The 13007-nt window shown below is 38.5% G+C and carries 12 protein-coding genes; 9 read left to right on the top strand and 3 right to left on the bottom strand.

Annotated elements, in window-relative coordinates:
- Positions 1-18: 18 nt before the first annotated feature.
- The 9 genes from pdhA (at position 19) to SM124_RS13625 (ending at position 10332) form a co-directional block, all read left to right on the top strand.
- The gene (pdhA, locus tag SM124_RS13665; protein WP_322447077.1) at positions 19-1089 is read left to right on the top strand and encodes a pyruvate dehydrogenase (acetyl-transferring) E1 component subunit alpha; all 1071 of its coding nucleotides are present in this window, start codon (positions 19-21) and stop codon (positions 1087-1089) included.
- Positions 1086-2081: an alpha-ketoacid dehydrogenase subunit beta gene (locus SM124_RS13660; RefSeq protein ID WP_322447076.1), complete on the top strand. Its 996-nt coding sequence runs from the start codon at positions 1086-1088 to the stop codon at positions 2079-2081. The genes pdhA and SM124_RS13660 overlap by 4 nt, the downstream gene beginning before the upstream one ends.
- A 15-nt stretch (positions 2082-2096) precedes the next feature.
- Positions 2097-3383, top strand: coding sequence for a dihydrolipoamide acetyltransferase family protein (locus SM124_RS13655; protein ID WP_322447075.1), 1287 nt, complete (start codon positions 2097-2099; stop codon positions 3381-3383).
- Positions 3384-4817 carry a dihydrolipoyl dehydrogenase gene (gene lpdA, locus SM124_RS13650; RefSeq protein WP_322447074.1) on the top strand — a complete coding sequence of 478 codons (1434 nt, stop codon included), beginning with the start codon at positions 3384-3386 and terminating at the stop codon, positions 4815-4817. It begins immediately after the preceding gene.
- Between the two features lie 117 nt (positions 4818-4934).
- The gene (gene hppD / locus SM124_RS13645; RefSeq protein WP_322447073.1) at positions 4935-6050 is read left to right on the top strand and encodes a 4-hydroxyphenylpyruvate dioxygenase; all 1116 of its coding nucleotides are present in this window, start codon (positions 4935-4937) and stop codon (positions 6048-6050) included.
- A 155-nt stretch (positions 6051-6205) separates the two neighbouring features.
- Positions 6206-7315 (top strand): histidinol-phosphate transaminase, encoded by a 1110-nt coding sequence (hisC, locus tag SM124_RS13640; protein ID WP_322447072.1) that lies wholly within the window; start codon positions 6206-6208, stop codon positions 7313-7315.
- The gene (locus SM124_RS13635) at positions 7299-7913 is read left to right on the top strand and encodes a flavin reductase family protein (RefSeq protein ID WP_322447071.1); all 615 of its coding nucleotides are present in this window, start codon (positions 7299-7301) and stop codon (positions 7911-7913) included. The genes hisC and SM124_RS13635 overlap by 17 nt, the downstream gene beginning before the upstream one ends.
- 34 nt (positions 7914-7947) lie before the next feature.
- Positions 7948-8877, top strand: a complete 930-nt coding sequence (locus SM124_RS13630; protein WP_322447070.1) for a fumarylacetoacetate hydrolase family protein — start codon at positions 7948-7950, stop codon at positions 8875-8877.
- A 297-nt stretch (positions 8878-9174) separates the two neighbouring features.
- Complete coding sequence (locus SM124_RS13625) at positions 9175-10332, top strand: homogentisate 1,2-dioxygenase (RefSeq protein WP_322447069.1); 1158 nt, start codon at positions 9175-9177, stop codon at positions 10330-10332.
- A gap of 58 nt (positions 10333-10390) precedes the next feature.
- Here SM124_RS13625 and srtD read toward each other — a convergent pair whose 3' ends face one another.
- From srtD to fakB, 3 genes are all read right to left on the bottom strand, one after another.
- Positions 10391-11014 (bottom strand): class D sortase, LPxTATN-specific, encoded by a 624-nt coding sequence (gene srtD, locus SM124_RS13620; protein ID WP_322447068.1) that lies wholly within the window; start codon positions 11012-11014, stop codon positions 10391-10393.
- A gap of 2 nt (positions 11015-11016) precedes the next feature.
- On the bottom strand, positions 11017-11982 hold the full coding sequence (locus SM124_RS13615) for a processed acidic surface protein (RefSeq protein ID WP_322447067.1): 966 nt from the start codon (positions 11980-11982) through the stop codon (positions 11017-11019).
- Positions 11983-12135: 153 nt separating this feature from the next.
- Positions 12136-12987, bottom strand: a complete 852-nt coding sequence (fakB, locus tag SM124_RS13610) for a DegV family protein (protein WP_322447066.1) — start codon at positions 12985-12987, stop codon at positions 12136-12138.
- Positions 12988-13007: the final 20 nt, after the last annotated feature.

Genomic DNA, 13007 nt, shown 5'->3' with positions numbered 1-13007 from the left:
GTAAGAGGGGTGAAGTATTTGAAACAACAATTCCCGATCCAACAAGTGATGGATGCAAACGGAAATATTGTAAATCAAGAATGCAATCATTTGGTTACGGAAAAACAAATAAAAGACTTTTATCATCAAATGATTAGAATCCGAGTTTTCGATCGTAAAGCAGTTAGTTTACAAAGGCAAGGTAGGATTGGGACGTATGCTCCTTTTGAAGGGCAAGAGGCTTCTCAAGTAGGGAGTGCACTTGCACTATCCCATGATGATTGGATGTTTCCTACTTACCGAGACCACGGAGCTGCAATGACTTTTGGCCATTCGTTAAAAAATATCTTACTTTTTTGGAATGGAAGAAATGAAGGATGTGTACCACCAGAAGGGAAAAACATATTCCCGCCTGGTATTCCAATAGCAACACAAATTCCACATGCTGCAGGAGCAGCCTATGCGGAAAAAATAAAGGGCACTACAAAAGCAGCCATTTGTTATTTTGGTGATGGTGCCACTTCAGAAGGAGATTTTCATGAAGGCTTGAACTTTGCCAGTGTGGTAAAAGCACCCGTAGTCTTTTTTAATCAAAATAACCAATATGCGATTTCTGTACCAATTCAGAAGCAAATGAATTCTGAAACGATCGCTCAAAAAGCTCTTGCTTATGATATACCTGGCGTTCGAGTAGATGGAAATGATGTGTTGGCTGTTTATGTTGAGACCTTAAAGGCGTTAGAAAGAGCGAGAAATGGTGAGGGACCAACATTAATTGAAGCACTTACTTGGAGATATGGTGCTCATACAACAGCAGATGATCCAAACAAATATCGAAATCAATCGGAAAGCCATGAACGGAGACAAGAAACAGACCCTATCATTAGGCTAGAAAGATGGATGAAAAATCAAGGATTATTCGATGAAAAATGGGTTTCTGAAATCGAACAACAGGCTTCAGAAGAAATAGAGAAGGCTGTTTCGGAAATGGAGCAATTTCCCGAAGCCAATCCGGCTGATATTTTTGACTATGTATTTGCCGAGCCAACTTGGACCATCGAGCAACAAAAGAAAGATTATTTACAGTTTATCGGGGGTGAGAAGAGTTGAAAACGACAGTAGAAACAAAAACATTAACCCTCGTTCAAGCAATTACTGATGCGATGGACACGATGCTTCAAGAGAAAAAGGAAGTTATTTTACTTGGTGAAGACATCGGGAAAAATGGTGGAGTTTTCCGAGCGACCGATGGTTTACAAGAGAAATACGGAGAAACTAGAGTAATGGACACCCCATTAAGTGAAGCTGGTTTTGTTGGTGCTGCGATTGGTATGGCTGTGAACGGATTTTTACCCGTCGTCGAAATTCAGTTCTTAGGCTTTATTTATCCATCGTACGAACAAATTATGACACATGCTTCTCGCTTAAGAATGCGAACGATGGGTCATTATACCGTTCCAATGGTCATTCGAGCGCCATACGGAGCAGGTGTTCGAGCACCCGAAATCCATTGTGATTCAACAGAAGCCTTATTTACCCATATGCCAGGGATTAAAGTGGTTTGTCCATCCAGTCCATATGACGCAAAAGGTTTATTAATTGCGGCCATTGAGGACCCAGACCCGGTATTATTCTTAGAACCAATGAGATGTTATCGTTCAGAGCGTGAAGAAGTACCTGAAGGAAAATATACGGTTGAAATTGGGAAAGGCAAAAAGGTAATGGAAGGCGAGGATGTGACCGTTATTGCTTGGGGTGCCATGGTTCCTGTTGCGGTAAAAGCTGCACAAAACATGAAAGAAAAAGGGGTTCATTGTGATGTCATTGACCTTCGTACTCTTTACCCAATCGATAAAGACATTATCGCTGAATCGGTACAAAAAACAGGTAGAACGGTCATTGTTCATGAAGCCCATCCAACAACGGGTGTTGGAAATGATGTTCTTGCCATCATTAATGACACATCTTTCCTATATCAAAAGGCACCAACAGAGAAGGTAACTGGGTTTGACACACCAGTCCCATACTTCGGATTTGAGGACCACTTCCTGCCAACCCCGAAACGGGTCATGCACGCAATAGAAAAAGTAATGAAGTTTTAGCTTAGGAGGAGAATTATGGTTGAAGTAAAGCTTCATGATATCGGGGAAGGGATGACCGAAGCAGATATCAATACGTTTCTCGTGAATATTGGCGACAGAGTAAAAGCAGATGATCCATTGGTAGAAGTGCAAACTGATAAAATGACTGCAGAGATTCCTGCTCCAAAAAGTGGAGTAGTGAAGCAGTTTTTAGTCCAACCTGGAGAAACCGTTACGGTCGGTACAACCATTTTAATCATAGAAGAATCCTCATCTGGAGATACTCATCAGATTCAAGAAAATACAAAGTTTACAAAAAATCATCAGCATCAAGACAACACAGCTGTTACAAACGTTCATCAGACTCAAGAAAGCACAACTGTTACCCGTACTCATCAGCCTAACGAGTACTCAACAGTTGCCAAAAAAACAAAGCGAATCCTAGCGTCCCCATATACAAGAAAAATCGCGAGAGACCATCAAGTTAATATTGAGTTAATTAGCGGTTCGGGTGTAGCAGGTAGGATTACCGATGAGGATGTTTATGCCTATATTCAATCACTTGAAACGCAAAAGCCTATCGAGAATATTAAGCCAATTAAAGAAACACCCCCTCTCATAACAACGAAGAAAAACACTATTCCGTTTAGAGGTCGAAGAAAACAAATTGCCAAAAAAATGACTCAATCTCTTTATACGATACCTCACTGTACACACTTCGAAGAAATAGATGTAACCAATTTAATCCAATTTAGACAAGAATTAAAAGAAAAGAAAATCCAAATCTCAGCAACGGCCTATTTCATTAAAGCTTTGTCGATCGCATTAAAAGAATTCCCGATTTTCAATGCTAGGTTAAACGAAGATCAAGAAGAAATCGAACTAATATCAGAACATCATATCGGTATCGCTGTTGACACGGAAGAGGGCTTAATTGTTCCAGTCATTAAACATGCCGAACAAAAATCTCTTAAACAAATTCATCTAGAGATGAAGGAGCTAACGGAAAAAGCTCTAAATGACCAATTGACTGTGAAAGACATAACTGGTGGAACGTTTACCATTTCAAATGTAGGTCCTTTAGGTGGAAGTCTAGGTGCTACGCCTATTATTCAACACCCTCAAGTGGCTCTAGTATCCTTCCATAAAACGAAAAAAATGCCGGTAGTCACCGATGATGATCAAATTGTTATTCGTTCGATTATGAATGTTTCTATGTCTTTTGATCATCGAGTTGCAGACGGTGCGACGGCTGTTAAATTTACGAATCGTTTGGCTGAGTTGATACAAAATCCAAAAATGCTTTTACTGGAGTTGGTCTAAATGGTAGTTGGGGAGCTTGCCCATGAAAGGGATGTCGTTATAATCGGTGGAGGTCCTGGAGGTTACCATGCTGCCATTCGGGTCACTCAATTAGGTCGTAAAGTTACTGTCATTGAACAAGAAGAGCTTGGTGGAGTCTGCTTAAATAAAGGCTGTATCCCATCAAAAGTTTTTACCCATGCGAGTGAAAGATTAAAAGATACTTCCCAGGACGCGAAACTTGGTATAGAAAGAGAGAACATTACATTCAACCTTTCATCTTTACTAAACTATAAAAATTCAAAAGTCTCACAACTAAGACAAGGTGTAGAAGCATTATGTAAAGCGAATAAGATTGAAATTTTAAAAGGGACTGCTTTTTTTCTATCAGAAGAAAAGATAGGGGTCGAAAATGGCGACACTTATGAAGTGTATAAATTTAAAGATGCCATTATTGCTACTGGGGGAAGACCGTACACGCCTGAGTACATCCCTATCAATGAGGAACGAATCTATCATTCTTTTTCTATCACGAATATCAATGAAATACCGGAAGAGCTTGTTGTTTATGGAAGTGATTATATTGCTTTAGAAATGGCGATGACTTTTCAAACTTTCGGATCTAAAGTGACATTGATTTTAGATGAGGAAAAAGAAAATTTCTCTTTCGATGCTTCTATCAATCGAGAGCTGACAAGACAAATGAAAAAGGAAAAAATTACAATCATTAAGGGGTATCGTTTGGCTGAAGTATTTACAACAGAAACCGAAGTAACTTTACTCCTTGATGGTAAAAAAGGGACAAAAACGATTTCTTGTTCCCATCTTTTTTACTCACTTGGGGTTTTACCGAATATAGAAAGATTAGGTTTAGAAAGGTTACCTGTTGAAATTCAATCAGGCTATATTAAAACCGATTCAAAGCAGCAAACTACTTCCCGCCATATCTATGCAGTAGGAGATGTGACAAGTGGTCCAGCTCTTGCCGTCAAAGCCATCAAGCAAGGGAAGACAGCTGCTGATACGATTGGTGGATTAAACCAAGAAACGGATTTGCAGTACCTTCCTAACGTAATCAGGACCAGTCCACCCATTGGTACCGTTGGACTTAGTGAAGAAGAAGCAGTTAAACAAGGTTTTCAAGTGGTCACAAGTGAATTTTCTTTGGGTGCAAATGGATTTGCTACTTTAGTAGGTAAAAAAGACGGACTGGTTAAAGTGATTATGGAAAAAGAAAGTGATATTTTACTAGGAATACATATGATTGGATATGGTGCAATTGAACTTCTATCAACTGGCACTCTAGCATTAGAAATGGTTGCTAGAGACGAAGATATTAAATTTCCTCTTTATCCACATCCTAGTATGAACGAATCCTTACTCGAGGCCGTCGAAGCCCTTAAAGATCAAGCCATCCACCTTCCTCCAAAGAAGGAAAAAGTAACACAAAGATAGTGAAAACTTTATTGCAGAACAGTGTTATAGCTTTACACCGAACTCTTGAGAAGTTGGAATATAATGGTTTACTATTAATTCAGAATATTAATAACATTTGAAATAGGAGGAATAAACATGCAAGAACAATTAAAAGCGAACCAACCACAAGTGGAGGATTTCTTCCCAGTAAAAGAAGTAGATTATCTTGAGATTTATTCAGGTAATGCCAAACAAGCTTGCCACTATTTCACTACAGCATTTGGGTTCAAGCCAGTTGCTTATTCAGGATTGGAGACAGGTAATCGTGAGACGATCTCTTACGTTTTACAACAAGGAAAAATTCGTCTAGTCATTACAGGTTCATTAACAGATTCTAGCCGTGTAACGAACTTTATCAAGAAACACGGAGATGGTGTAAAAGACGTAGCTTTAACTGTAGATGATGTTGAAAAGGCTTACACGGAAGCCGTTCAACGTGGAGCGATTGAAATTAGTGCTCCATATGCGATTAATGATGAACTTGGAACGGTAAAGAAAGCCGTGATTGGTACATATGGAGATACGATCCATACTTTAGTAGAGCGTAAAGATTATAAAGGTGTATTCATGCCAGGGTATGAGCCTTTACAAACGAGTACTCCTTATGAAGAAGCAGGATTTATTGGAATTGACCACGTGGTTGGTAACGTTGAAAGAATGGAAGAGTGGGTTAACTACTATGCAAACGTAATGGGCTTCAAAGAAATGAAGCACTTTACGGATAAAGATATTAGCACAGAATACTCTGCGTTAATGTCAAAAGTAATGCATAATGGTGGAAGAATTAAGTTCCCAATTAACGAACCGGCTGAAGGAAAAAGAAAATCTCAAATCCAAGAATATTTAGAGTTCTATAATGGTGCTGGTGTACAACATCTAGCCATTTTAACGGAAGATATCGTTAGCACGGTAAGTATTTTAAGAAAGAACGGCGTTGAATTTTTAGATACTCCTGCTAGCTACTATGAAATGTTATCTGAACGTGTAGGTGACATTGATGAAGAAATTGATAAACTTCGCGAATTAAGTATTTTAGTAGACCGCGATGACGAAGGGTATCTACTACAAATCTTCACCAAGCCAATTGTTGACCGCCCAACATTATTCATTGAAATTATTCAACGTAAAGGGGCAAGAGGATTCGGAGAAGGGAACTTTAAAGCTCTATTTGAATCTATCGAAAGAGAACAAGCAAAACGAGGAAACTTGTAAGACGACTGAAAGGGGGAGGAAAGCTCCCTCTTTCTTAGCATCTAGGGGAAAAAATGGAATATTTCGGCACTTATATTTTTCGCTTTTCATAGAAAAGATGGTAGTAAATTTCTTCCAATGAAGAAACACAATCTTTTATAAATTAGGTGAAGTTAATGAACAAGTATAAAACTAGAAGAGAGTTAAGTAAAGTTGCACCCTATAGTCTAGGGATGACGGAAAAAGACTTAAAAGAAAAGTATCAACTGCAGTCGATCATTAGAATGTCGGATAATGAGAGTGTTTATGGTTGCTCTCCTTCAGTGAAAGAGGCAATCAATAATCAATTATCTTCAATCCATTTTTATCCAGATGGGAACACAACCCATATCATTGAAAAACTGTCATCGTTTTATGAAGTGGATTCAAAACAATTCATCATTAGTAATGGATCAGAAGAAATCATTCGACTTTTAGCACGGGCTTTTATTAGTAAAGGTGATGAGGCCGTTATGGCTGATATAACTTTTCCGCGCTATGAAACGAATATTCTTTTAGAAGGTGGAACGGCTGTAAAGGTACCATTAGTAGATGGTGTACACAATCTTTCAGCAATGGATCGAGCCATTTCTGGAAAAACAAGAATGGTGTTTGTGTGTAACCCAAACAACCCTACTGGAACGACCGTTAACAGTAAGGAGTTATTAGAATTTATAGACGGTGTTCCTGATGATGTGTTAGTCGTAATAGATGAAGCCTACTATGAATATGTTAATGGTGATTATTTACAAACCGTTCCTTTATTAAAACAATACCCAAATCTAGTCATTTTACGTACCTTCTCAAAAATTTATGGGTTGGCTGGACTCCGAGTGGGCTATGGAATCATGAATAAAGGGATAGTGGATGCCCTTCATAAAGTAAAAGATGTATTCAATGTGAACCAATTGGCTCAAGTAGCAGCAGCAAGCGCCTTGTCGGATCAAGCTTTTATTCAAGAGTGTGCTAAGAAGAATCATACAGAAATTGAGTTTGTCCAAAAACAACTGGGCGAAATTGGAGTAGATAGCTTCCCGTCTGAAACAAACTTCTTATTCTGTTACAGTTCTCATCCCATTTCCCAAAAACTATTGGAATACGGAATCGTCGTAAGGCAAATGAAGTTAACCGGATACGAGGATGCGTTCCGAGTGACTGTCGGAACAAGAGAAGACAATGAGCAATTTTTAAAAGCAGTTAAGGAAATTGTTTCTGAAAGGACTGTGGAAAATGGACTTAAGGCCTGAAACACTTGAATGGAAATCAGCTTATAAATTAATCGTAGGTTCCATTTTACCAAGACCAATAGCTTTCGTTTCAACCATAGATAAAAATGGAAATACAAACTTAGCACCCTTTAGCTTTTTTACCGCTATTAGTGCGGAGCCTATGCTTGTTTGTTTTAGTCCGATGCGAAGAGGAACAGACGGTGAAAAGAAGGACACGCTGAAAAATATCGAGGATACAAAACAGTTTGTGATTAATATTGTCAGCGAAGAGTTTGTAAAAGAAATGAATGATTGCGCTACAGATTTTTCATCAGACATTGATGAGTTTGACGTTTCAGGACTAACAAAAATAGATAGTATAAGTGTTCTTCCACCAAGAGTAAAAGAATCAAAAGTTCAATTAGAATGTGAGCTATATGAAGCTTTGCATTTCGGAGATCAACCAGGTGCAGGAAGTCTCGTAATCGGAAAAGTACTCTTAGTCCATGTGGATGATGAGTTGTATGATCAAGGCAGAATTGATACAGAAAAGCTGAACCCAGTTGGACGCTTAGCAGGAAACACGTATACGAAACCTTTAGCGGAGACATTCGAGCTTGTTAGGAAATTAAAATAATAGTAATGAAAATATAGAGCCAGGGTGTGATGATATGAAATTTGTGACATTTCAAAAGCAAAATGGGTCTATACGAGCCGGTTGGCTGAAAGATGAACAGCATGTTTTAGATATGCATGAAGCCTCTAACGGGGTGCTACCCAAAAACATGCTGTTATTTTTAGAAAATCAATCCTTCTATATGGATTATATTCACTCGACGCCTTCATTAAGAGAAAGTGGTAAAGGGGTTTATTCATTAAAGGATGTCATATTAAAGGCCCCTCTACCAAATCCTAAGAGTTTACGAGACTTCTATGCTTTTGAGGAACATGTTAAAACGGCGAGAACGAATCGTGGATTAGAAATGATTCCTGAATGGTATGAAATCCCCGTCTTTTATTTTTCTAACCATTTAGCCATTGTTGGCCCAAATGAATCTATTCCTAGACCGAGTGAATGCGAATGGCTCGATTACGAGCTTGAAATTGCTTGTGTCATTGGAAAAGAAGGAAGAAATATAAAAGCGGAACAAGCAGAAGACTACATTTTCGGTTACTGTATCATGAATGACTGGAGTGCTCGTGATTTACAAAGGAAAGAAATGAAAGTAGGGCTCGGCCCCGCAAAAGGTAAGGACTTCGCAACTTCTATAGGACCTTACATTGTCACAAAAGACGAACTGGCTCCTTATAAAGTGAATGATCGATACGACTTGAGTATGACTTGTACAGTAAACGGCGATCTGCTTTCTGAAGGCAATATGAATGATATCTACTACTCTTTCGCTGAAATGATCGAACGCGCTTCAAAAGGCACGACACTCTACCCTGGTGAAGTGATTGGCTCTGGAACCGTTGGAACAGGCTGTATCCTTGAGTTAGGAACAGATGTCTATCGCTGGCTGGAACCTGGGGATGAAGTAGAGTTGGAGATTACCGGTTTAGGAGTTTTAAAAAATACGGTTGTTGAAGATAAAGAGTGAGAGATTTACACTCGAGGAGAAGATGCTGTGTTCGCGGATAAATGTTAGTAAACGCGGATATGCCGGAATTTTTGCGGATAAATGATAGTTCGCGGATATATCTAAATTTTCGCGGATAAATGAAAATAAACGCGGATATATTGAATTTTTCGCGGATAAATGAAAATAAACGCGGATATATCAAATTTTTCGCGGATAAAACGAAATAAGCCCGGCTAGATAAAATTTTTCATAGCTCTCCAACCAAAAACAAAAGAATAATAGAATCCTAGCACAATTAAAAAAGAAGGTGAAATCATGTTTTATCGTAAAATGGGGGAGATTCCTCATAAAAGACATACGATGTTTAAAAAAGAAGATGGTACATTATATAGAGAGCAAGTAATGGGAACGAAAGGATTCTCCGGTACTCAATCAATCCTCTATCACCATCATATGCCAACAGAAATTGCAAAAGTGGAGCTGCTCGGCAAGTACATACCACCATACGAAGATCAAGAGTCATTAAAACATCGCCATTTCCTAACCGATCAAATTAAAAAGAGCGGTAATGCCGTTCAAGGTAGAGAGTATATTTTAGGAAATGACGACCTCCTTATTGCAACAGCTAATATCAACGAAGTAATGGATGACTACTACCGAAATAGTGATGGAGATGAAATGTTCTACATTCACTACGGTTCGGGTGTATTTGAAACGATGTTTGGAACGATTACGTATAGACCGGGTGATTATGTTGTCATTCCGATTGGGACGATTTATCGAGTAATTCCTTCTGAAGATGAGGTTACAAAGGCACTCATTGTAGAATCTTTTAGTCAGATTACCACTCCTAGACGTTATCGAAATGAATATGGACAATTGCTAGAGCATAGTCCATTTTGCGAGAGAGACATCCGTGGTCCTGAAAAACTAATCACATATGCGGATAAAGGTGAGTTTCAAGTGGTTACCAAATCAAGAGGATACCTACATTCACATGTTGTGAATCATCATCCTCTAGATGTGGTTGGTTGGGACGGATATTTGTATACTTGGGCATTTAATATAGAAGATTTTGAACCGATCACAGGACGCGTTCACCAGCCACCGCCAGTTCATCAAACGTTTGAGGGTCATAATTTTGTCGTATGTTCGTTTGTTCCAAGATTGTATGACTATCACCCGGAAGCCATTCCTGCACCATACTATCACAGCAATGTGAACAGTGATGAATTGTTATATTATGTGGAAGGAAATTTCATGAGCCGTAAAGGAATTAAGGAAGGTTCTATTACCTTACATCCAAGCGGCATTCCACACGGTCCTCATCCTGGAAAAACAGAAGCGAGTATCGGAAAGAAAGAAACTCTTGAGCTAGCGGTCATGATTGATACATTTAAGCCGCTTAAAACCTTCAAATCAACTGAAGAGTATGAAGATAAACAATATATGTATACTTGGATAGAAAAATAGATCTTTTTTTAGCATCAAAAAGAGAGGGTTGGTACCTATTAGCAGGCACCAACCCATTTTACATACGAGTACTCTTAACCAATTCAGCAACAATGACATATCGCTGTGGCGCATTCCCTAAAAAGTAAAAGGGATAGCAAGTCGTGACGGTCAACGTAGCTCTAGGTCTAGGACTCATTACCGTAGAATCGTCTGCATCAACAATTCGAATCCTTTTCACTTTATAAAGAAACTGCCCAGCCTCTGTCGTGACGATTAAGGGATCATGTAATTTAATTTCCCCCAGCCTTCTAAAAACCGTATCTCGATGTCCAGAAATAATACAATTGTTTTTTTCACCAGGAAGGACGCTGCTTGAAAAGTGTCCAACTCCCTTTCTTAAAACCGCATTAGAGGTACCCTCAATAATAGGCAAGGAGCGTTCAAGTCTAGGAATCGCAATATCACCAATCTTCTCTCCAACATCAGGAGCGGTAGAGTATAATGGCAGCTTTTTTTTAGTAACCTGGATTTTTGAGTAAGGTGAGGAGGTAGCAGTCGAGCTTTCCTCCAAACTTTCATTGATTTCTATATTTTCACCCGCATAAAATCCTTCTAGAAATAAAGCTGTATTCCAAAATAGAACGATTAATCCAACTCCGATTAAAGCTAAAGAAATTCCTTTTGAAAAAAGCGCGTTCATGATTATACCTGCTTGGTCGCTCTGTTCCTGATAATAAATAGAGTTACCCCGATCATTACAAGCAATAAACCTATTAGAATGTTCATACCATATGGTGAAGCAGTGTCAGGCATTTGTTGGTGTTTCAGTTTCGTGAGCTCACCAGCAATATCTCCAATATCCGTTAATTTTTCACCTGCATTAACGATAAAGTCACTTGTAAGCATGTCTGCTGAAACTTGCATATCTAATAACAACTCTCCAGCAGATGTATATAATTCAATTAATAAAGCATCACTTGTTAACTCTTCCATTGCTGTTAGTTCACGGAAAGTAACCGCCGTTTTAGCACCACTAGCATCCACAAGGTAGAATTTCGGGCTTAAATGGAGGATACCAAGCATTTCTTCCCAAACAGAAATTAACTCATCAACTTGAGCGTCTGTAAATTCTGCTTCCGGATCATAGGTTAAGAATGTTTCAAGTCTTGTCCCCATTTGTTCCATTTTTTCTTCAAGAGCTACTTGATCTAGTGACTCAAAGTGGGCAAAAAGCTTATGGATTTCATCCTCCGTAAGGCCAATAGCCGCTAAAAACTCTTCTAAACCTTCCATTTCTGCTTCATGATTTTGATAAAAGTCCAGCGCAAATTCTATTTCTTCAATAGACCATTGTTCTTCAACAGATGTCCCGTACTCAGCTAATAAAGCATCTAATTCTTCTTTTGTCATACCATATCGAGATAACATCTCATCAAGACTTTCATTTGTAATAGGTGTTCCAATAAAATCACTTAAATCTTCTGCTGATTCAAAATCAGTTAGCGTTAACTCAAAGTAATCTAGTTTTTCCTGGAAAGTAGCTCTGTCTAACCCCTTTTCGGCTAATACAGTAGCTACTTCATCTTCAGTTACTGCAGCTAGTGCGTGGTTGACCCATACATTTGAACAGATAATAGCTACTAATAAAATGCTAATTACTTTCTTCATCCATATTCCTCCATTCATGTTGTACATAGGTATTGTTTGTAATCCTTGAAGAAAAATACAAACTTTAGGTAACAATTTTGCCTGGAGAAATAGGGGAGAGGGACATCTAAAAAATATAAAAAAGCCACTTCAAACTTGAAGTGACCATAATATCTATTCATTATGCCAAAGGATAGCAACTGTACCTTCACCGGCATGTGCAGCAATGGTAGAGCTGATTTCTCCTATAACAATTTTTAAATTAGGATAAACAGCAAGGACCTCTTGTTCCAGTTCTTTCGCCTTGTTCAGAACTTTACCATGCATAATCTCCACTTGCTTAATCGTGTTTCTCTCATATGCTTCACCAAGAAGTTCGATTAATCGTTTTACAGCCTTTTTCTCTGAACGAACTTTATCAAACAGTTCGAATGCTCCTTCGGGATTAATTCGAATAATTGGTTTAATTTTTAAGATGCTTCCAAGTAAATATTGTGTTCCTGACATTCTTCCACCTTTATAAAATTGATCTAGGTTACCAAGAAGAATGTAGTTTTGATTTTTATCAGCTTCCGCTCGTAAGACGTTTGCGATCTCTTTGTAGTCTTTACCTTGTTTTTCAAGTTCAAGTCCGATGTGTATTAACGTAGTGATTGCAAAAGACATAGACTTTGAATCAACCACTTCTAATGCCATACCTGCCATGTCACCACCAGAAATGGAACTGCTCATCGTTCCACTTAGCTTACTTGAAACATGGATAGCGACAGCGCTTTCATAATTCGTTCGTAAGTTCTCATATAATTCAGCAAACGTTCCTACTGATGGTTGAGAGGTTTTCGGTATCTCTTTTTGAGTATTAATTCGGTCGTATAGCTCCTCTGTATCAAGGTCTACACCATCTAAAAATGTTGCGTCATCAAAAGTAATACCTAAAGGCACAACATAAACATCGGGATGATTTTTAAGTTCCTCTGTAATAAAAGCAGTACTATCTGTAACCCAAGCGATTTTCTTTTTCGTCATATACTATTTCCTTTTTGTTT

It is taken from the genome of Robertmurraya mangrovi (assembly GCF_034427655.1).
GTDB classification, from domain to species: Bacteria; Bacillota; Bacilli; order Bacillales; family Cytobacillaceae; genus Robertmurraya_A; species Robertmurraya_A mangrovi.
The sequence above is the reverse complement of the archived record's forward strand: the minus strand, read 5'-3'. Positions and strand labels throughout refer to the sequence as shown.

Bases quoted from the DNA above. Each gene is read 5' to 3' on its own strand.
- SM124_RS13655 (WP_322447075.1), top strand. From the start codon at position 2,097: ATGGTTGAAGTAAAGCTTCATGATATCGGGGAAGGGATGACCGAAGCA.
- srtD (WP_322447068.1), bottom strand. From the start codon at position 11,014: ATGAACGCGCTTTTTTCAAAAGGAATTTCTTTAGCTTTAATCGGAGTT.
- SM124_RS13625 (WP_322447069.1), top strand. From the start codon at position 9,175: ATGTTTTATCGTAAAATGGGGGAGATTCCTCATAAAAGACATACGATG.
- SM124_RS13615 (WP_322447067.1), bottom strand. From the start codon at position 11,982: ATGAAGAAAGTAATTAGCATTTTATTAGTAGCTATTATCTGTTCAAAT.
- hisC (WP_322447072.1), top strand. From the start codon at position 6,206: ATGAACAAGTATAAAACTAGAAGAGAGTTAAGTAAAGTTGCACCCTAT.
- fakB (WP_322447066.1), bottom strand. From the start codon at position 12,987: ATGACGAAAAAGAAAATCGCTTGGGTTACAGATAGTACTGCTTTTATT.
- lpdA (WP_322447074.1), top strand. From the start codon at position 3,384: ATGGTAGTTGGGGAGCTTGCCCATGAAAGGGATGTCGTTATAATCGGT.
- SM124_RS13635 (WP_322447071.1), top strand. From the start codon at position 7,299: ATGGACTTAAGGCCTGAAACACTTGAATGGAAATCAGCTTATAAATTA.
- hppD (WP_322447073.1), top strand. From the start codon at position 4,935: ATGCAAGAACAATTAAAAGCGAACCAACCACAAGTGGAGGATTTCTTC.
- SM124_RS13630 (WP_322447070.1), top strand. From the start codon at position 7,948: ATGAAATTTGTGACATTTCAAAAGCAAAATGGGTCTATACGAGCCGGT.